Origin of the sequence: Aquitalea aquatica (assembly GCF_013911085.1) — a bacterium.
GTDB classification, from domain to species: domain Bacteria; phylum Pseudomonadota; class Gammaproteobacteria; order Burkholderiales; family Chromobacteriaceae; genus Aquitalea; species Aquitalea aquatica.
Genome location: NZ_JACERN010000030.1, coordinates 207788 through 226224, shown reverse-complemented (window position 1 = coordinate 226224; position 18437 = coordinate 207788). Strand labels below are relative to the sequence as shown.

16 protein-coding genes and 3 tRNA genes are annotated in these 18437 nt (G+C 59.2%); 7 read left to right on the top strand and 12 right to left on the bottom strand.

Going from position 1 to position 18437, the window contains the following annotated elements; all coding sequences use genetic code 11:
* Positions 1–144 precede the first annotated feature (144 nt).
* The 4 genes from H2Z84_RS11350 to H2Z84_RS11335 all read left to right on the top strand — a co-directional run bounded on the left by H2Z84_RS11350 (position 145) and on the right by H2Z84_RS11335 (position 1684).
* Positions 145–1371 (top strand): aspartate kinase, encoded by a 1227-nt coding sequence (locus tag H2Z84_RS11350; RefSeq protein WP_059286973.1) that lies wholly within the window; start codon positions 145–147, stop codon positions 1369–1371.
* Between the two features lie 59 nt (positions 1372–1430).
* Positions 1431–1524, top strand: a tRNA-Ser gene (locus tag H2Z84_RS11345).
* Positions 1525–1530: 6 nt separating this feature from the next.
* Positions 1531–1607: transfer RNA gene (locus H2Z84_RS11340), tRNA-Arg, on the top strand.
* Positions 1608–1609: 2 nt separating this feature from the next.
* Positions 1610–1684 (top strand) — tRNA-Glu (locus H2Z84_RS11335).
* A gap of 129 nt (positions 1685–1813) precedes the next feature.
* Here the strand turns inward: H2Z84_RS11335 and H2Z84_RS11330 are convergent.
* Complete coding sequence (locus tag H2Z84_RS11330; protein ID WP_181836062.1) at positions 1814–3028, bottom strand: DUF1615 domain-containing protein; 1215 nt, start codon at positions 3026–3028, stop codon at positions 1814–1816.
* A gap of 198 nt (positions 3029–3226) precedes the next feature.
* Between H2Z84_RS11330 and H2Z84_RS11325 the strand changes: the two genes are divergently transcribed.
* Positions 3227–4150 carry a 2-hydroxyacid dehydrogenase gene (locus H2Z84_RS11325; protein WP_181836061.1) on the top strand — a complete coding sequence of 308 codons (924 nt, stop codon included), beginning with the start codon at positions 3227–3229 and terminating at the stop codon, positions 4148–4150.
* Here H2Z84_RS11325 and H2Z84_RS11320 read toward each other — a convergent pair.
* Entirely contained in the window at positions 4144–4815 is a 672-nt protein-coding gene (locus tag H2Z84_RS11320; protein WP_181836060.1) for a peptidoglycan DD-metalloendopeptidase family protein, read from the bottom strand. The two genes, H2Z84_RS11325 and H2Z84_RS11320, sit on opposite strands and share 7 nt — an antisense overlap.
* A 102-nt stretch (positions 4816–4917) precedes the next feature.
* Here H2Z84_RS11320 and H2Z84_RS11315 point away from each other — a divergent pair, with 102 nt between their 5' ends.
* Positions 4918–5166, top strand: coding sequence for a CDGSH iron-sulfur domain-containing protein (locus H2Z84_RS11315; protein ID WP_220272793.1), 249 nt, complete (start codon positions 4918–4920; stop codon positions 5164–5166).
* Between the two features lie 63 nt (positions 5167–5229).
* Here the strand turns inward: H2Z84_RS11315 and ettA are convergent, their stop codons facing one another.
* From ettA to gpmI, 8 genes are all read right to left on the bottom strand, one after another.
* Positions 5230–6897, bottom strand: coding sequence for an energy-dependent translational throttle protein EttA (gene ettA, locus H2Z84_RS11310; protein WP_103524884.1), 1668 nt, complete (start codon positions 6895–6897; stop codon positions 5230–5232).
* 83 nt (positions 6898–6980) lie between these two features.
* The gene (locus H2Z84_RS11305; protein ID WP_181836059.1) at positions 6981–7460 is read right to left on the bottom strand and encodes a DUF456 domain-containing protein; all 480 of its coding nucleotides are present in this window, start codon (positions 7458–7460) and stop codon (positions 6981–6983) included.
* 99 nt (positions 7461–7559) lie between these two features.
* Positions 7560–9617: a polyphosphate kinase 1 gene (gene ppk1 / locus H2Z84_RS11300; protein WP_124643103.1), complete on the bottom strand. Its 2058-nt coding sequence runs from the start codon at positions 9615–9617 to the stop codon at positions 7560–7562.
* 70 nt (positions 9618–9687) lie between these two features.
* Positions 9688–9960, bottom strand: a complete 273-nt coding sequence (locus H2Z84_RS11295) for an oxidative damage protection protein (RefSeq protein WP_059286551.1) — start codon at positions 9958–9960, stop codon at positions 9688–9690.
* A 97-nt stretch (positions 9961–10057) separates the two neighbouring features.
* Entirely contained in the window at positions 10058–11365 is a 1308-nt protein-coding gene (gene argA / locus H2Z84_RS11290; protein WP_181836058.1) for an amino-acid N-acetyltransferase, read from the bottom strand.
* A 152-nt stretch (positions 11366–11517) separates the two neighbouring features.
* On the bottom strand, positions 11518–12930 hold the full coding sequence (locus H2Z84_RS11285; protein ID WP_181836057.1) for a S41 family peptidase: 1413 nt from the start codon (positions 12928–12930) through the stop codon (positions 11518–11520).
* A gap of 47 nt (positions 12931–12977) precedes the next feature.
* Positions 12978–14306, bottom strand: a complete 1329-nt coding sequence (locus H2Z84_RS11280; protein WP_181836056.1) for a murein hydrolase activator EnvC family protein — start codon at positions 14304–14306, stop codon at positions 12978–12980.
* Positions 14307–14412: 106 nt separating this feature from the next.
* On the bottom strand, positions 14413–15933 hold the full coding sequence (gene gpmI / locus H2Z84_RS11275; protein WP_181836055.1) for a 2,3-bisphosphoglycerate-independent phosphoglycerate mutase: 1521 nt from the start codon (positions 15931–15933) through the stop codon (positions 14413–14415).
* 113 nt (positions 15934–16046) lie between these two features.
* Here gpmI and H2Z84_RS11270 point away from each other — a divergent pair, with 113 nt between their 5' ends.
* Positions 16047–16343 carry an ArsR/SmtB family transcription factor gene (locus H2Z84_RS11270; protein WP_045845528.1) on the top strand — a complete coding sequence of 99 codons (297 nt, stop codon included), beginning with the start codon at positions 16047–16049 and terminating at the stop codon, positions 16341–16343.
* A 36-nt stretch (positions 16344–16379) separates the two neighbouring features.
* Here H2Z84_RS11270 and H2Z84_RS11265 read toward each other — a convergent pair whose 3' ends face one another.
* Positions 16380–16838 carry a DUF4442 domain-containing protein gene (locus tag H2Z84_RS11265; protein WP_181836054.1) on the bottom strand — a complete coding sequence of 153 codons (459 nt, stop codon included), beginning with the start codon at positions 16836–16838 and terminating at the stop codon, positions 16380–16382.
* Between the two features lie 85 nt (positions 16839–16923).
* Complete coding sequence (gene xseA, locus H2Z84_RS11260) at positions 16924–18279, bottom strand: exodeoxyribonuclease VII large subunit (RefSeq protein WP_181836053.1); 1356 nt, start codon at positions 18277–18279, stop codon at positions 16924–16926.
* Positions 18280–18437: the final 158 nt, after the last annotated feature.

Sequence of the window (18437 nt, the reverse complement as noted above, 5' to 3'; positions counted from 1 at the left end):
GCGCTTGCTGATAGCGCCACGGCAATGATTTGTTGCATTGCGCAAAGGCCGATGGGCATTGTCGAACAATGGCCTTGCTTTTATGGCGCAGATCGGGCCAGAATCGAAGTCCGACATATCAACCTTTCTATATAAGAAGCAAGCATGGCACTCATCGTACAAAAGTACGGCGGTACCTCGATGGGCTCTGCGGAGCGCATCAAGAACGTGGCCCGCCGTGTCGCCAAATGGAAAGCGCAGGGACATGATGTCGTAGTAGTGGTATCTGCCATGAGTGGCGAAACCAACCGACTGATTGCCCTTGCCAAAGAGATCCAGGCCTATCCGGACCCGCGCGAGCTGGACGTGATCATTTCCACCGGCGAACAAGTCACCATCGGCCTGTTGGCCATGGCACTCAAGGAAATCGGTGTCGACGCCAAGAGCTACTGCGGCTGGCAAGTGCGCGTGACCACCGACGACTCGCACAACAAGGCACGTATTCAATCCATCGACGAAGCCGCTATGCGGACCGACCTTGCGGCCGGTTCGGTCGTGGTGGTGGCCGGCTTCCAGGGCATTGATGAAAACGGCAACATCACCACGCTGGGTCGTGGTGGTTCCGACACTTCCGCCGTGGCGCTGGCCGCTGCGCTGAAGGCTGACGAATGCCAGATCTACACCGATGTCGACGGTGTCTACACCACTGATCCGCGCGTCGTGCCGGATGCCCGCCGCCTCAAGACCATTACTTTCGAAGAAATGATCGAGATGGCCTCGCTGGGCTCCAAGGTATTGCAGATCCGTTCGGTGGAATTCGCCGGGAAATACAAGGTACGTCTGCGTGTACTGTCCAGCTTCGAAGAGGAAGGGGAAGGCACGCTGATTACGTTCGAGGAAGATGAAAACATGGAAAAGGCCGTAGTTGCAGGCATCGCGTTTGACCGTAACGAAGCACGCATCAATGTGAAGGGCGTACCCGACAAACCGGGTATCGCTTACCAGATTCTGGGCCCGATTGCCGATGCCAACATCGAAGTCGACATGATCATCCAGAACGTGGGCGAAAACGGCACCACCGATTTCTCCTTCACCGTGCCGCGCGGCGAATTCCCGCGCACCATGGACATCCTGCGCGAAGTGCAAACCCATATCGGCGCCGCCAAGATCGATGCTGACGACAAGGTCGCCAAGATCTCCATCGTTGGCGTGGGCATGCGTTCGCACTGTGGCGTGGCTTCCACCATGTTCCGCACCCTGGCGGAAGAGGGCATCAATATCCAGATGATTTCCACTTCGGAAATCAAGGTATCGGTGCTGGTGGACGAGAAATATCTGGAGCTGGGCGTACGCGTCCTGCACAAGGTATTTGGTCTGGATCAGCCGGCATAATTTTTCAGGTAGATGCTTGACAGGGTGCGCCAGCTTGCTTAATATAGCGCTCTCTGAACGGAGAAATGGCCGAGTGGTCGAAGGCACTTCCCTGCTAAGGAAGCATACGGGCTTAAACCTGTATCGAGGGTTCGAATCCCTCTTTCTCCGCCAGAATCTGCACCCGTAGCTCAGTTGGATAGAGTATTTGGCTACGAACCAAAGGGTCGGGCGTTCGAATCGCTCCGGGTGCACCAAAGTCCCTATAGTTTAGCGGTTAGAACACCGCCCTTTCACGGCGGTAGCCGGGGTTCGATTCCCCGTGGGGACGCCAGGATTCAAGATCAAGCCCAGTCGCAAGACTGGGCTTTTTCGTTTTTCCGCTTGCGGTGTTCACTACCGTGCGGCTCATTCCTTCCTGTTGCGCAAGCAGACCATACATGGCCTGCTTGCCTGATCATCGCTATTGCCGTGCCATGCAGGCCTGGTAGCGCACATTCACCTTGTCGGCAAACCATTGAGTGGTCAGCTTGCGGCTGATCTTGGGGCTGTGCAGGTCGATCTGCGGCATGCGTTCACGCGGCTGGGGCTTGCCGGCCTGCTTGTCTGCCAGTGCAAACAGCTTGCGGTACAGCTCGCTTTGCGCAAAAGTACTATTCTTTTCCTGCTGCAAATCCCGTTCGATCTCGCCTTGTTTCATGTCCAGTTTCGTCTTGAGTTCCAGCAGTGCCCGGTAGGTGCTACCGCTGGCCTGCTTGCCGCTGTAGCTGAGCAAATCACCATCCAGTGCCAGCTTGCGGCCGGTGAGCTGGCTGAGCGCGGCCTGGAATGCCGCATTGCGGCTGCTGTAGCGCCCGGCATTGAAGTCGGCGAAGCGATAGCGCATGTCCTGATAAGGGGCCGGGTATTGCAGCAGGATGGCGCTGCCAAAATACACGCCGCCACGGCGGGTGAACACGTCATTGCGGATGCTGCTGCTGGTCTGGTAGGGGTAGGGCCAGATCTTGACGTGGGCTTCGGCGAACTCCACGCTCACCTGCATCGGGCCACCAGTGCGGATGGGGTTCTTCATATTCATCGGCAGCCCCAGCTTGCTGGCTTCGGCCGACATGTCTTCGAACAGCAGATTCATCTCGCGCTCGGTACGCAGATTGTCGATGCGCGATTTGTAGCTTTTTCCATTGGGCGAGGTTTTCAGCAGAGCGGCTTTGACCACCGGTAGCGGTACCAGGTATTTGTTGGCCCGCTCGCCAATCTTGCCCCAGACGATGGCGGGCAGATTAGGCACGGTCGGGTCGCCTTGCCAGCTGGATTCCTGCTCGATCACTGCGGCTACCGCGCAGAAGTTGTCGGCGCGGTAGGGAAGCTTGAGTGCGGTAAAGGCACTCAGGATGTCGTTATTCCAGCCCTGACGATCAGCGATGCCCTGCGGCAGCAGCCGGTTCAACAAGGCGCGTGCCTGGCTGTCTGTCAGCGCTGCTTTGCTGCCAGGCGGAGTGACCGGGTTGACCGGTGTGGTGGTGACTGGCGGAGGTGTGATCACTGCCGTGGCGGCGGGTTCGCTGGCTGCGGCAGGGATGGTGGGTGCAGGTACTGGTGCCGGAGGCAGGCTGGTCGGTGTGGTGCTACAGGCGCAAAGCCCGGCCAGCAGCGCCAGGCTGAAAAGATGACGGGTCATACGGATAAAGTCCAAGAGGCCAAGCCGGAACCTTAGGCTATCTGTGGCGGTGCGGCAATGGCTGCAGTCTTGTGATATGGGGAAGCTGGTGTCGAACACGCTAAAAATACTGTTGCGACTGGCGCTGTTATTTACAATGCATGACCGGGCCGGCGCCAACATCAGCGCCCAGCAACAGGCCATACTTCGGAGAAACAGATGATTTATCTATATAGCGCGCAGGATAGCGAGCAGTATCGGCAGTTGCTGCAGCAGGCGCTGCCGCAGCAGCAGGTATGCTGCTGGCCGCAGCCGGTGGATGCGGAACAGGTACGATACGCGGTGGTGTGGAATCCTCCTGCGGGGTTCTTTCGGGGCATGGTGAATCTGCAAGCTGTCTTCGTTCTGGGTGCAGGGGTCGACCGCATTCTGCAGCGTGATGATCTGGACCCGGCAATACCAGTGGTCCGGCTGAGCGATGCCGGCATGGCGCAGCAGATGCTGGAATATGTGCTCTATGGTGTGCTGCATGTGCAGCGTCGCATGGACCAGTATCAGCGCCAGCAACAGCATCGGCAGTGGCAGGTGGTGGCGGCTACTGCCGCTGACAAAACCAGGATTGGCGTGCTCGGGCTGGGCGAGATCGGCGGCAAGGTGGCGCAAGGCCTGGCGGCAATGGGCTATGAGGTGGCTGGCTGGAGCAGGCAGGGTCGGCAGTTGCCGGGTGTGACTGATTTTGTCGGTGAGCAGGGCTTGCCTGCCTTGCTGGCGCGCAGTGACATTCTGGTCAATCTGCTGCCAGCCACGGCAGAAACCCGTGGTTTGCTCGACAATCAGCTATTACGGCAGTTGCCGCGTGGTGCGGCGCTGATCAATGCCGGACGTGGCGAGCAAGTGGACGAAGCGGCCCTGCTGGGCATGCTGGACAGCGGCCATCTGCGCTTTGCCTTGCTGGATGTGTTTGTGGTGGAACCGCTGGAAAGTGTGCATCCATTATGGAGCCACCCGGCGGTGCTGCTCACGCCGCATATTGCGGCGATGACACTGGCCGAGCCGGCAGTGGCGCAGATTGTGGCCAATCTGCAGGCGCTGCAGCAAGGTTTGCTGCCGCAGGGCCTGGTGTCGAGAACGCGCGGTTATTGAGCAGGCAGCGCCGACAGCGGATCGATGGCCTTGCCCTGGCGGCGCAGCTCGAAATGCAGCATGTCGCGTGTGCTGCCGGAGCGGCCCAGTGTGGCAATTTGCTGCCCGGCTTTCACTGCCTGGCCTTCTTTTACCAGCAGCGTCTGATTGTGGGCATAGGCAGTGAGGTAATCATTGCCATGCTTGATGATGAGCAGGTTGCCATAGGCGCGGATGCCTTTGCCGGCATAGGCGACGGTGCCACTGGCGGCTGCGCGTACCGGGTCGCCTGCCTTGCCCGCGATGTCTATCCCCTTGTTGCTGCTGCCATTGAATTTGCCAATTACCTGGCCAGTGGCCGGCCATTGCAGTGCGATGGCAGAGGCTGCCGGGCGTGCTGGCGTGCTGGGGGCCGGTTTGACTGGTGGCTTGGCCTGGGTGCTACTGGTGGCCTGCGGGCTGATGCGCAGCAACTGGCCCGCATTGATACTGGAAGGGTCTTTCAGTTGATTCCAGCTCACCAGATTGCCAACGCTCTGACGATGCTTGAGGGCTATGCGGTACAGGGTGTCACCAGGCTGGACCCGGTAGAAGCCTGCCGGTGCTGGCGGGTAGTCTGGCAGCGTGCTGCAGGCGGTCATCACCAGTATCAGCAGCAGGCCGCAGAGGCGTAGAAGGGATTGCATGCGGGCATTTTAGCATTGCCATGCACTACCGGCGGAGTTGGCTGGTTTTCGTGCCGTTTGCCCACTAAGCTGAAAGCCCCGCTGCAGTTTTGAAAGGAGTGCATGATGGCCGATGAACCGTTCTCGCCGCAGAGCTTTCCCTATGCCGTAGAAGTGGAGGCCGGCAAGCATTACTGGTGGTGTGCCTGTGGACAAAGCGACAAGCAGCCGTTCTGCGATGGCAGTCATGCCGGCTCCTGTTTCAGCCCGGTGGAGTATGTGGCCGAGCAAAGCGGGCTGGTGTATTTCTGTGGCTGCAAGCTGAGTGAGGGCAAGCCCTTGTGCGATGGTTCGCACAGCCAGTTGTCCTGAGCTGTTGGTGTACTTGAATGACAAAACCCCCGCATGCGGGGGTTTTGTTTTGCCGCAGGCAGATCAGCGGATGATCGGCTTGTAGCGGATACGCTTGGGCTTGGCACCTTCTTCGCCCAGACGCTTTTTCTTGTCGGCTTCGTATTCCTGGTAGTTGCCGTCAAAGAAGGTCCACTGCGATTCGCCTTCCGCCGCCAGGATGTGGGTGGCGATACGGTCGAGGAACCAACGGTCGTGGGAGATCACGAACACGGTACCGGCGAATTCCAGCAGCGCATCTTCCAGCGCGCGCAAGGTTTCCACGTCCAGGTCATTGGACGGTTCATCCAGCAGCAGCACGTTGCCGCCCTTGAGCAGGGTCTTGGCCAGATGCAGACGGCCACGCTCACCACCGGACAGCATGCCCACCTTCTTCTGCTGGTCGGCCCCCTTGAAGTTGAAGCGGCCCAGATACGCGCGGCTGGACATTTCAAAGCGGCCAACCGTCAGGATGTCGGCACCACCGGACACGTCGTCGAATACGGTCTTGTCGTCTTCCAGGCCTTCGCGGCTCTGTTCGACAAAGGCCATCTGCACAGTCTGGCCGATACTCACGGTACCGGAGTCCGGCTGCTCCTTGCCGGCAATCATCTTGAACAGCGTCGATTTACCGGCACCGTTGGGGCCGATGATGCCGACGATGGCACCGGCCGGCGCCTTGAACGACAGGTTGTCGATCAGCAGGCGGTCGCCAAAGCCCTTGGATACGCCGTCGAATTCGATCACTTCATTACCCAGGCGCTCGGCCACCGGGATGAAGATTTCCTGGGTCTCGTTACGCTTCTGGGTTTCGTAGCTGGACAGTTCTTCGAAGCGGGCAATACGCGCCTTGGACTTGGCCTGACGGCCCTTGGGGTTCTGGCGCACCCATTCCAGTTCCTGCTTCATCGCCTTCATGCGGGCGCCTTCGCTCTTGGCTTCCTTCTCCAGGCGCTCTTCCTTCTGCTCCAGCCAGCTGGAATAGTTGCCCTTCCACGGGATGCCTTCGCCACGGTCCAGTTCCAGAATCCATTCGGCGGCATTGTCGAGGAAGTAGCGGTCGTGAGTCACGGCTACTACGGTGCCGGGGAAGCGCACCAGGAATTGTTCCAGCCACTCAACTGATTCGGCGTCCAGGTGGTTGGTGGGTTCGTCCAGCAGCAGCATGTCCGGCTTGGACAGCAGCAGCTTGCACAGCGCCACGCGGCGCTTTTCACCACCGGACAGCGGGCCGATCTTGGCGTCCCACGGCGGCAGGCGCAGCGCATCGGCAGCCAGTTCCAGTTGCAGCTGTACATTGTCGCCGGCGCCGGCAGAGATAATGGCTTCCAGCTTGGCTTGTTCTTCGGCCAGGGCGTCGAAGTCGGCATCTTCTTCGGCGTAGGCGGCATACACTTCTTCCAGACGCTTTTGCGCGCCCATCACATCACCCATGCCGCTTTCTACTTCTTCGCGCACGGTTTTTTCCGGGTCCAGCTGCGGTTCCTGCGGCAGGTAGCCGATTTTCACGCCCGGCAGATGCTGCACTTCGCCATCGTATTCTTTGTCCACATTGGCCATGATGCGCAGCACGGTGGATTTACCGGAGCCGTTGAGGCCCAGCAGGCCGATCTTGGCACCGGGGAAGAAGGACAGCGAAATATCCTTGATGATCTGGCGCTTGGGCGGCACCACTTTGCTCACGCGGAGCATAGACATTACATATTGAGCCATGAGGGACCACGCAGAAGGTAATCGTTAATGGGGGGATTCTACCAAAAGCAGGCCGTGCTGGCGTTGCCTGCTTTCGCTGCGGTTTACCAGAACCAGGCCAGGATCGCTGTGGTCAGCATGGCGAAGGCGCAGCCGATCTTGGCGGCGGTGCCGACGAGAAAGCCGGCCAGCGTGCCCAGGCCCACGCGCCCGGCCTGCCAGGCGTCGCGCCGGGCAATGAATTCGCCAATCATGGCCCCGACCAGCGGCCCCAGGATCACGCCAGCCAGCCCCATGGGCAGGCCGGCAATACTGCCGATAAAGGCCCCCCACAATGCCTGTTTGCTGGCGCCGGTCATTTTGGCTCCCAGCAGGCCGGCGAGAAAATCCACGGCAACGCCACACAGGGTGATCAAGGTCAGGATGGTGAGCGCGAGGCTGCCCAGGTGCTGGAAGTCATCGACCCAACCGATCAGCAGAAAACCACCCAGCATCAGTGGCAGGCCGGGCAGGGCGGGAAACAGGATACCGGCCATGCCGATGAGGATCAGCAGGCTGGCCAGCAGGTTGAGCAGGATAGTCAAGTGGGCTCCTAGGAATAGCGGCAACACCATGAGAAAGCGGCCAGGCGACGGAAGTTCCGTCGGCCGGCCGCTGTGCCATCTAAACACGTGTTTCAGGTATTAGCGGGCGTATTCTTCCAGCAGCACGTTCTGCGCGCAGCGCTCCTTGCCACGGCTGGGGCGACGCTTGTAGCTGCCGTCGGATTGCATGTCCCAGGCGTTGACATTGTCTTCCAGGTACAGGCGCAGCGCTTCCTTGATGATGCGGCGCTTGACCTTGGGGTCGAGGATGGGCGAGCAGGTTTCAATGCGGCGGAACAGGTTGCGGCCCATCCAGTCGGCACTGGCGATGTAGAGGTTTTCCTGCTTGTCGTTATAGAAGTAGTAGACGCGCGGATGTTCCAGGAAGCGGCCGACTACCGAGCGCACGGTGATGTTTTCCGACAGGCCCGGCACGCCTGGGCGCAGGGCGCACACGCCACGGATGATCAGTTGGATCTTCACCCCGGCCTGGCTGGCACGGTACAGGGCATGAATCACCTGCGGTTCCAGCAGGGCATTCATCTTGGCGATGATCTGCGCCGGACGGCCTTGCTGGGCGTGTTCGATTTCGCGTTCGATGGAGTCGAGCAGCAGGCTGTGCAGGGTAAACGGGCTCTGGTAGAGCTGTTTGAGCTGGCTGGCGCGGCCCAGACCGGTCAGTTGCACGAAGATATCGTTCACATCGCTGGCGATGTCTTCGTTGCAGGTGAGCAAGCCCAGATCGGTATAGAAGCGGGCGGTACGCGGATGGTAGTTGCCGGTGCCCAGATGCACGTAGCGGCGCAGACGTTTGTCTTCGCGGCGGATCACCATCAGCATCTTGGCATGGACCTTGTAGCCAAACACGCCATACACCACGTGTGCGCCGGCATCTTCCAGATGGCTGGCCCAGCTGATGTTGGCTTCTTCGTCGAAGCGCGCCATCAGTTCCAGTACCACGGTGACCTGCTTGCCGGCACGGGCGGCGGCGATCAGCGATTCCATCAGCACCGAGTCGGTACCGGTGCGGTATACCGTCATCTTGATGGCTACCACCTGCGGGTCGGTGGCCGCCAGATTCAGCATGTCGATGACCGGCTGGAAGCTCTGGAAGGGGTGGTGCAGCAGGATGTCACCCTTGCGAATGGCATCGAACAGCGGCACTTTCTTGTCCAGCTGGTCGGGCAGGGAAGGTACGAAGGGCGGGAATTTCAGGTCCGGGCGGTCCACCAGATCCGGCACCTGCATCAGGCGTACCAGATTGACCGGGCCGTTGACGCGGTAGACATCCTGCTTTTTCAGGTTGAACTGGGTGAGCAGGAATTCTTCCATGTGCGGCGGGCAGGTATCGGCGATTTCCAGCCGTACCGCATCGCCAAACTGGCGCTGGCGCAATTCGCCTTGCAGGGCGGTGCGCAGGTTTTTCAGGTCTTCATCTTCCACAGTCAGTTCGCTGTCGCGGGTAACGCGGAACTGGTAGCAGCCCTTGACCGTCATGCCAAGAAACAGCTCGTGCACATGCGAGTGCAGGATGGAGGACAGGAAGACAAAGGTGTGCGGGTGGCCGTTGCACACTTCCGGCGGCACCTTGATCACCCGAGGCAGGATACGCGGGGCTTGCACGATGGCGATGTCGGACTGGCGGCCAAAGGCATCGCGTCCTTCCAGTTCCACCGCGAAGTTGAGCGATTTGTTCAACACCTTGGGGAAGGGGTGGGACGGGTCGAGTCCAATGGGGGTGAGGATGGGCAGCAGCTCGTTGCTGAAGAAATCATGCACCCATTGCTGTTGTTGCTCGGTCCATTCGGTACGGCGCAGGAAGATGATGTCCTCCTGGCGCAGCGCCGGGAACAGTACATCACTCATCACGGCGTATTGCTGGCGAACCAGTTCGTGCGAGGCGGCTGATACCTTGGCCATGATCTGTGCCGGCGTTGAGCCGTCGGCCAGAATGCGGCTGGGGGTGAGCAGGGCGGTATCTTTCAGCCAGGCCATGCGCACTTCGAAAAATTCGTCCAGATTGGAGGAGACGATGCACAGGTACTTCAGGCGCTCCAGCAGCGGCAGGCTTGGGTCTTCGGCCTGAGCCAGTACTCTGCGGTTGAATTCGATCAGGCCCAGTTCACGGTTGAGCAGCAACTCGTGGGTTTGTGACATACGGTTTCGCGCCAATGATGAGAGTGATTGAGACAAAAAAGCCCTCGGTCAGGAGGGCTCTGCGTATTGATTACTGCTGCGGCGGCGTGTAGCCGGCCGGTGCATCGGCACCTGCGCCGAAAAAGTAGGCTTCCAGCTGTGCTGCCAGGTATTGGCGGGCACGGGCATCGGCCAGACTCAGACGGTTTTCGTTGATCAACATGGTCTGATAACGCAACCAGCCTTGCCAGGCTTCTTTGGAAACACTTTCATACACACGCTTGCCCAGCTCGCCCGGCAGCGGGGGGAAGTCGAGGCCTTCAGCCTCACGACCCAGCTTGATGCAATTGACGTTTCTTGCCATTGCGAATCCTTGCAAAAGTTAAACCGAATATACTGCAGTATTGTGTCACAGACATGAAACCCTTCCAACCATGCCACGGCTGTGGCTGAAGATGGGTTTACAGCTGTTTGACGAATATTTTCGAGCGGCGCTGATTGTTGTAGAAGGCCTGGCGCGCCAGCGGCAGCTGGCCACGACCGGCTTCGGCGAAGCCGCGCTCCACAAACCAGTGTGCGGTCTGGGTAGTTAGTACGAACAAGGCTTTCAGACCTTGGGTACGCGCCTGGTATTCCACATGCTTGAGCAGGGTTTCGCCAAAGCGGCCTTCACGTCGCTCGGGTGCCACCGCCAGGCAGGCCAGCTCGGCCATGCCGGCTTCGGGGAAGGCGTGCATGGCCACGCAACCATAAATCTTGCCGTCGTGCTCCAGCACCGAATACTGGGAAATTTCCATTTCCAGGTGTTCGCGGCTGCGCTTGACCAGAATGCCTTGTTCTTCCAGCGGACGAATCAGGTTGAGTATGGGGCCGACATCGTCAATGCTGGCGCTGCGGACCTTCACCAGCGAATCGCGGGCAATCATGGTGCCGGTGCCGCCATTGGTAAACAGCTCGGCCAGCAGGGAGCCATCCTCATGGTGGCTGACCAGATGGGCGCGCGGTATGCCGTCGCGGGTGGCTTTCACCGCATAGGGCAGGTAGGCGGTGACGTCGCGTTGCAAGTGACCGGCCTGCAGCAGGTCTTCAGCCTGCTGTGCCGTGAGCGAACTGACATGCTGGCCTTGTTCGTTGGTGACGCCACGTCCCTCGATCACGAAGATAAGCTTCTCGGCTTTCAGTGCAGAAGCCAGCTGGGCAGCCATTTCTTCCATAGTCAGATTGAAGGCTTCGCCGGTGACGGAATAACCGACTGGCGACAGCAAGACCAGTTCGCCAGCGGTCAGCCGGGTGTTGATGCCATCCACATCGATGCGCCGTACCTGCCCGGTGTACTGCATGTCCACGCCGTCCAGCACACCCAGCGGCTGGGCCGTGATGAAATTGCCGCCGGCCACGCGCAGATGGGCTCCGAACATGGGCGAGTTGGGCATGCCCATCGACAGTTGTGCTTCGATGCCATGCCGGGTAACGCCACAGGCCTGCTTGACGATTTCCATGGTGCTGGCATCGGTCACTCGTCGGTCGCGATGGAACAGCCGGTTCAGGCCGAAGCGCTTGAGCAAGGCTTCGATCTGGGGGCGAATGCCATGTACCAGCACCACGCGCACGCCCAGACTGACCAGCAGATTGATATCCTGCGACAGATTGTAAAAACCACCCTCCATCACGGCTTCGCCGCTGATGGCGAGCACGAAGGTTTTACCGCGAAAGGTATTGATGTAAGGGGCGGCTTCACGGAATGAGAGGACAAATTCCCGATTCAGCATTGTTGGATTGGCTCCCGCCATGGAAGGACTTCAGAAGTGACAAGCCTAGCAGGAATAGGGCTGGATGGGCAGGGCTTTTGCCGCCTGCTTTTCTGCGAGCTGAAATGAAAACAGCCACCCCGCACATGACGGGGTGGCTGCCTTAAGTGCTATCAATTGCCTTGTTTGATCAGCAGTTGCTGCACCTTGAGGATGTTCAGGCCCTGGGACAATTGGTAATCCTGCTTCGGATTCGGCTCGCGCGGGTTTTCCGGGCTGGCGTTCTTGTCGTCCTGTGGCTTGGGCGCTTCCTGTTTGATCACAGGCGGTGTTGCCGGCTTCACTGGCTTGGCCGATTTGGACGGGGCTTCGTCGCCATTCGGATTGGCCAGATGGTTTTCCAGATCCACCTCGCGTACGCGCAGGGCCTGGTCGGCAGCTGTCACGGTAGCGTCTTCCACCGCCACGTCCGGCACAATGCCCTTGGCCTGGATGGAGCGGCCACTTGGTGTGAAGTAGCGGGCGGTGGTCAGCTTGATGCCCCCGGCACTGCCCAGCGGCAGGATGGACTGTACCGAGCCCTTGCCAAAGGTCTGCGTACCCACCAGCACGGCGCGCTTGTGGTCTTGCAGCGCACCCGCGACGATTTCCGAAGCCGAGGCCGAGCCGCCGTTGACCAGCACCACCAGCGGTACCTTGTGGGTTTCCTGCGGCAGTACCGACAGCGGATCGGGCATGCCCGGGCGGCCGTAGTTCTGCGGCGTGGCTGTCAGCTTCATCTTGGCATCTGCAGTGCGGCCTTCGGTGTAGACCACCAGCGCATCCTTGGGCAGGAAGGCGGCGGATACGCCAACGGCGCTGGTCAGCAAGCCACCTGGGTCATCACGCAAATCCAGCACCAGGCCCTTGAGCGGCTGCTTGTTCTGCTTGGTCATGCTGGCCACGGCTTCCGCCAGATTTTCCGTGGTGTGCTCCTGGAACTGGGTGATGCGGACATAGCCGTAGCCCGGTTCCAGCAGCTTGAACTTGACGCTCTTGGTCTTGATGATGGCGCGGTTGAGGGTGAAGACCAGCGGTTTGGTTTCACTCTTGCGGGCAATGGTTAGCGTGACCTTGGTGCCGGGTTTGCCACGCATGCGTTTGACCGCATCATTCAGCGACAGGCCGCGTACCGGGGTGTCGTCGATCTTGATGATGAGGTCGCCACTCTTGATGCCGGCCTTTTGTGCCGGGGTGTCTTCAATCGGCGAGACGACTTTTACCAAGCCGTCTTCGGCACCGATCTCAATGCCCAGACCACCGAATTCGCCTTGGGTACCTTCACGCAATTCCTTGAAGGCATCGGCATCCATGTAATCGGAATGCGGGTCCAGCCCGCTGAGCATGCCCTTGATGGCCTCGGTAATCAGCTTTTTGTCATCGACCGGATCAACATAATCCTGCTTGATGCGGCCGAATACTTCGGCAAAGGTACGCAATTCATTCAGCGGCAGTGCGGTGGGTTCTTTGCCGGCAAAAGCCTGCACACTGAGGGTAAGGGCGCCGCCGGCCAGAGCACCGGCCGCGAGCCAGGCAATTTTTTTCATGCGATGACTAGTCATATTGTGTGTTGGTCTCCGATACCGCGGGTGGCTTAGCGTACCCAGGTTTGCGGGTTGAGAGGTCGTCCCATGTGCCGGATTTCAAAGTACAGGCCGGATTCGCCGCTGTCCAGTGCCCCTGTGTTGCCAAGTGTTTCACCGGCCTTGACCGAACTGCCCACGCTCTTGCCGATGGAGGACAGGCCGGTATACACCGTGAGGTAATTGCCGCCATGGTCAATGATCACGGCGTTGCCGAATCCGCGTAGCGCATCAGCATACACTACGTTGCCGTCGGCGACCGCATGTACGGCCTGCCCCGGCGCGGTTTTGATGAACAGGCCCTTCCACGAAGTCCCTTCACTACGGGCGCTGCCAAAGCGGCCGGCCAGTACGCCGGACACCGGCATTTTCATGCGGCCCTGCAGACTGGTGAACGCCTTGCCGGCAGCGCTGTTGTCTGCCACATCGTCGACGGGTTTTTCCTGTGGAACCGGTACGGTTTTCTTGGCTACTTCTGGCACTGGTTTGCCTTGCTTGCGCGCGCTTTCGGCCAGCTTGCGACGGCGTTCGTTTTCCTTCTTGGCCGCAATGGCCGCAGCCTGTCTGGCCTTGCGTTCTTCTGCCGCCTTGCGGGCGGCTTCTTTACGACGGCGTTCGATTTCCTGATTGATCTGGGCAATCAGGTTGGTCAGCCGCTTTTCATCCTCTTGCAGCTTGCCCAGTCGGCTTTGCCCGGCCTGGATTTCTCCGGACAGCTTGTTCAGTTGGGCCAGTTTGTTGGTCTTGCTGTTGAGCAGGGCGTTTTTTTCCCGGCTCTTATGATTGGACAGGGCGTCCAGGCGAGCCAGCTCCTGTTCCAGCTGGTAGGTCAGCGCTTCCAGTTCGTGCTGGTGGGTAATCAGCTGCGCCACCATCTGCTGCTGGGCTTTGGCAATGTGCTGGTAGTACACCATGTCCCGCGAGGTCTGGTTGGGATCATCGGCATTCAGCATCAGTTTCATGGCGTCGTGATCGCCATTTTTGTACTGCCTGGCCAGCATCTGTGCGACATGTTGCCGGGTGGTGGCCAGCTTGTTTGCAGTGTCTTGTACTTGTTTGCGCAGCTCGGCCAGTTGTTGTGCCGAATTGCTTTGCTTGTTTTCCAGCGTGGCAATGACCTTGCTGGTCTTGGCGATGGCCTGTTCCGACTCCTGAATGGCCGATTTGGCTTCCTGCTGCACCACCTGCTTCTGCGCGAGGTCCTTTTTCAGGCTGTCGATTTCCTTGCGCACCGATTGCAGATTCTGCTGCTGTGGTGCGGTAGACAGGGGAGGGGAGGCGGTAGGTGTCGCAGCTTGGGCCGCGCCGGCCAGCAGGGCGAACAGCAGTATCGGTTTCATTCCATTATCGCTTCGGATTAAGCCTGTGGCCTGCATGATAACAGGCGAATGCGGAGGGATGGGGATGGAGAGACCGCCGGTCTGCATGGCAGACCGGCGCAGTGACTTACTGGAAGTCGATCAGCGAACGGCCGGTCATTTCTTCCGGCTGGGGCAGACCCATCATGGCCAGCAGCGACGGCGAGATGTCTCGTAGTGCGCCACCTTCCTTGATCGTGGCTTTGCGGCCGATGTAGAGGAAGGGCACCTTGTCCAGCGTGTGCTGGGTGTGCGGCTGGTGATGCACAGAGTCGAACATCTGCTCGCAGTTCCCGTGATCGGCGGTAATCAGCACCTCGCCACCGGCGGCACGCATGGCATCCACGCAGCGTTTGATGCAGCCATCCAGTGCTTCCACGGCTTTCACAGCCGCATCGAACTTGCCGGTATGGCCCACCATGTCGCCATTGGCGTAATTGCAGATGATGGCCTGGTATTTGCCCGAGGCAATGGCTTCCACGATGTGGTCGGTCACCTGGGCTGCGTTCATTTCCGGCTGCAGATCGTAAGTGGCTACCTTGGGCGAGGGGACCAGAATGCGGTCTTCACCCGGATAAACCTGCTCTTCGCCGCCGTTGAAGAAGTAGGTAACGTGCGGGTATTTTTCAGTTTCGGCAATGCGCAGTTGCTTCAAGCCTTGCGCTGCCAGGTATTCGCCCAGACCATTGCTGATTTTCTGTGGTGCATAGGCCACCGGGTTGCTGTAGGCCTCGCCATAGGAGGTGAGGGTGGCGAACAGGCCCAGTTGGGGCTGGCGAGCCTTGAAACCGGCAAAAGCCGGATCGGTCAGCGCGGTGGTGAGCTGGCGGGCGCGGTCGGCACGGAAATTCATGAACAAGGCAACATCGCCGTCCTGCATCTTCACCGGTTCGCCGATGCTGGTTGCTGCCACGAATTCGTCGTTCTCGTCACGTGCATAGGCAGCAGTCAAAGCGGCCAGGCCACTGTCGGCATGGTGCAGGCCTTCGCCCTCCACCAGCAGTCGATAGGCAGGCTCTACTCGCTCCCAGCGTTTGTCGCGATCCATGGCCCAGTAGCGACCGGTAACCGATACCAGACGGGCCGCCGGGCAGTCAGCCAGCACGTCATCCAGGCGCTTGAGGTAGGTTTCAGCGCTACGCGGCGGAGTGTCGCGGCCATCCAGGAAGGCATGCACGTAAATCTTGCTGACGCCTGCGGTCTGTGCGGCGCGGATCAGGGCGAAAATGTGATTTTCGTGGCTATGTACACCGCCATCGGACAACAGACCCATCACGTGCAAGGCCGAAGTTTTTGCTTGCTGGATGGCTTGTTGCAGGACGGGATTCTGGTCGAAACGATTTTCTTCGATATCGCAGTCGATGCGGCTGATGTCTTGTTGGACAATCCGACCGGCGCCGATGTTGAGGTGGCCGACTTCCGAGTTGCCAAACTGTCCTTTGGGCAGGCCGACAAAGCCTTCGGAGGCATCGATTACGCCGTAGGGAAACGCCTGTTTCAGTGCGTTCCAGGTGGGAGTGTTGGCATGCAGGATGGCGTTGTCGTCGCCTTCCAGTCGGTGTCCGAAGCCGTCGAGGATGAGGAGTAATACCGGTGTGATAGCTGTCATGATGTCCACAATCAGAATATTAGAAATTCTTGATGGTATTGATTTTTTTAGTTAGTATTGTACCGTAGTCAAACCAATATAAATACGCATTGCAATCTACTTAGGAGCAGAGCTTGCTGTTCAACGATGACCAGATCGAACAGTCCTCAAGGGCGATGAAGGCAATGTCGCATCCCTTGCGGTTGAAGATCATTTCGGTACTGGGCGACCAGGAAGTCAGTGTGCAGGATATTGTGGAGCAGGTAGGAACCTCGCAGAGCAACATTTCCCAGCATCTGGCCATCATGCGCGACAAAGGTGTGCTGCGAACACGCAAGGATGCCAACCGGGTTTATTACCGTGTCGGTGATATCCGGACACTGGAAGTGCTCAAGATGATGCGTGAAGTATTCTGTGGTTTTGTCGACTGACCCATCTGTCAGGCAATGCCAATAAAAAAAGGCCGCTCAGCGGCCTTTTTTGCGTCTTACATACAGTGTTTTGTTGACGGTGGCGACAATGTCGCCAGCCTGGTCCCGGATGTCCACCTTTAGCTCCGGCAGATATTTCTCGCCGCCGGCGGTGCGCTGGCGGATGTCCTGCAGTTGGGTTTCGTCCAGCTGGAAGCGGGCACTGACCACGCCGGTGCCGGGCTTGTGATATTCGATGGAACCCGCCTTGTCCCACACCACATAATCCGGACCGAGTGACTGTATCAGCATCAGCATGAAAAATGGATCAGTCATCGAATACAGACTTCCACCAAAGTGCACGCCGACGTAATTGCGATTGGTCAGGCCTAGCCGTAAGCGCACATCGACTTGCTTCCAGTCGGAAGCGATGTGGCAGACCTTGATGCCGGCTCCCAGAAAGGGCGGCCACAGGTTGATGATGGTCTTGATCAGGCGCGGCGAAGGTTTCAGCATGGTTGCGTTCAAACGGTTGTTTGATTTGCATGCTCGGCAAAAAGCTGATCCATGTCAAGCAAACCTCTTATTAACCCCGCAGGTTTCAGAATGGCAACTCCGGTTGTGCTCCCTGCGGATGGTCGATAATAGCCTCGGTGAGACCCTCTGCCAGACGTAGCAGAACTCTTTCCTGATTCAGTAATTCCTGGGGTGATTTCACGGTTTGCCCATCGCGCTTTTGCACAATGGCATAGCCGCGGCTGAGCACCGCTTCCGGACTCATCGCTTCGAGTGTGGCGCGGTGTTGCTGTAGCAATTGCTGCTGTCGGTGCAGCGTCTGGCTGACTCCACGTTGCAGACGTTCGGCCAACTGGGCAAGCTGCTGCTGCTGCTGGGCAAGTTGGGGCTGGTGTCGCTGCATGCGGCTGCTGGCTAGTTGCAGCGCCCAGCGTCGGCGTGAGAACAGGGAGTCCAGCCCGCGCTGCATGCGATCGCTGGCCTGGTTCAGGGTCTGGGCCTGGCGGCGCAGCTTGTCGCCAGGGTGTGCCAGGCGACGGGCCAGGTAGTCCAGTCGCTGCGACTTGTCAGTGAGCAGCCGGGACAAGGCGCGCTCCAGACCGCGCTTGCCTTGCTCCAGTTGCAGACGAAGTTGTTCCTGATTGGGAGAAACCAGCTCGGCAGCGGCCGTAGGGGTCGGGGCCCGACGGTCGGCTACAAAGTCAGCGATAGTGAAATCGGTTTCGTGGCCTACGCCGCTGACGGTGGGAATGGTGCAGGCGGCCAGGGCGCGGGCAACGATCTCTTCGTTGAATGACCACAAGTCTTCGATGCTGCCCCCGCCCCGGCAGACAATCAGCACTTCTACTTCCTGCCGGGTCGAGGCTTGCTGGATGGCGGCGGCAATTTGCCGGGCGGCCGTTTCCCCCTGCACCTGTGCCGGGTAGAGGATGACCGGAATGCCGGGCATGCGCCGCGCCAGAGTGGTGACGACATCGCGCAGTGCCGCAGCCGCAGGGGAAGTGACGATGCCGATGGCGCGTGGGTGCGGCGGCAAGGCGCGCTTGCGGGCCTGCTCGAACAAGCCTTCGGCATTCAGCTTGGCTTTGAGTTTTTCAAAGGCTTCATACAGGCGGCCCAATCCGGCCGAGCGCATGGTGTCGACATTGATCTGGAAGTCGCCACGGGCTTCGTACAGGGTGACCAGGCCTTTGAGTTCCACCTGCATGCCTTCGGCCAGGCGGAAGGGCAGCAGGCTCAGTTTGTGGCGGAACATGACGCAGCGGATTTGTGCGCCGCCATCCTTGAGCGAGAAATAGGCGTGACCGGAAGCCGCCAGGGTCAGATTGGATATTTCACCGCCGATCCACATGGGAGGCAGACCTGATTCGAGCAGGTCACGCGCCATGCGGTTAAGCGAGGAGACGCTGATAACATCGTTGGCCGAGGTATTGAAATTCATGGTTGTCAAGTCATCCACAGCAAGAATACCGTTTTTTGTCGTCTGTAAATTGTCGGACAATGCTTTTGGCTGGTGGTATGTTGCTTTGATTAAATTCTTTTAAAAACAGTAACTTGTGTGTTTTGTTCAAATTGCGTGCAGCCTGATGAAAGCGCCGT

What these genes read in the sequence shown, in the direction of transcription:
- H2Z84_RS11280 (WP_181836056.1), bottom strand. Translation starts at nt 14,306, where the DNA reads ATGAAACCGATACTGCTGTTCGCCCTGCTGGCCGGCGCGGCCCAAGCT.
- gpmI (WP_181836055.1), bottom strand. Translation starts at nt 15,933, where the DNA reads ATGACAGCTATCACACCGGTATTACTCCTCATCCTCGACGGCTTCGGA.
- xseA (WP_181836053.1), bottom strand. Translation starts at nt 18,279, where the DNA reads ATGAATTTCAATACCTCGGCCAACGATGTTATCAGCGTCTCCTCGCTT.
- H2Z84_RS11325 (WP_181836061.1), top strand. Translation starts at nt 3,227, where the DNA reads ATGATTTATCTATATAGCGCGCAGGATAGCGAGCAGTATCGGCAGTTG.
- ettA (WP_103524884.1), bottom strand. Translation starts at nt 6,897, where the DNA reads ATGGCTCAATATGTAATGTCTATGCTCCGCGTGAGCAAAGTGGTGCCG.
- H2Z84_RS11295 (WP_059286551.1), bottom strand. Translation starts at nt 9,960, where the DNA reads ATGGCAAGAAACGTCAATTGCATCAAGCTGGGTCGTGAGGCTGAAGGC.
- H2Z84_RS11350 (WP_059286973.1), top strand. Translation starts at nt 145, where the DNA reads ATGGCACTCATCGTACAAAAGTACGGCGGTACCTCGATGGGCTCTGCG.
- ppk1 (WP_124643103.1), bottom strand. Translation starts at nt 9,617, where the DNA reads ATGTCACAAACCCACGAGTTGCTGCTCAACCGTGAACTGGGCCTGATC.
- H2Z84_RS11265 (WP_181836054.1), bottom strand. Translation starts at nt 16,838, where the DNA reads ATGCTGAAACCTTCGCCGCGCCTGATCAAGACCATCATCAACCTGTGG.
- H2Z84_RS11330 (WP_181836062.1), bottom strand. Translation starts at nt 3,028, where the DNA reads ATGACCCGTCATCTTTTCAGCCTGGCGCTGCTGGCCGGGCTTTGCGCC.
- H2Z84_RS11285 (WP_181836057.1), bottom strand. Translation starts at nt 12,930, where the DNA reads ATGAAAAAAATTGCCTGGCTCGCGGCCGGTGCTCTGGCCGGCGGCGCC.
- H2Z84_RS11315 (WP_220272793.1), top strand. Translation starts at nt 4,918, where the DNA reads ATGATGGCCGATGAACCGTTCTCGCCGCAGAGCTTTCCCTATGCCGTA.
- argA (WP_181836058.1), bottom strand. Translation starts at nt 11,365, where the DNA reads ATGCTGAATCGGGAATTTGTCCTCTCATTCCGTGAAGCCGCCCCTTAC.
- H2Z84_RS11320 (WP_181836060.1), bottom strand. Translation starts at nt 4,815, where the DNA reads ATGCAATCCCTTCTACGCCTCTGCGGCCTGCTGCTGATACTGGTGATG.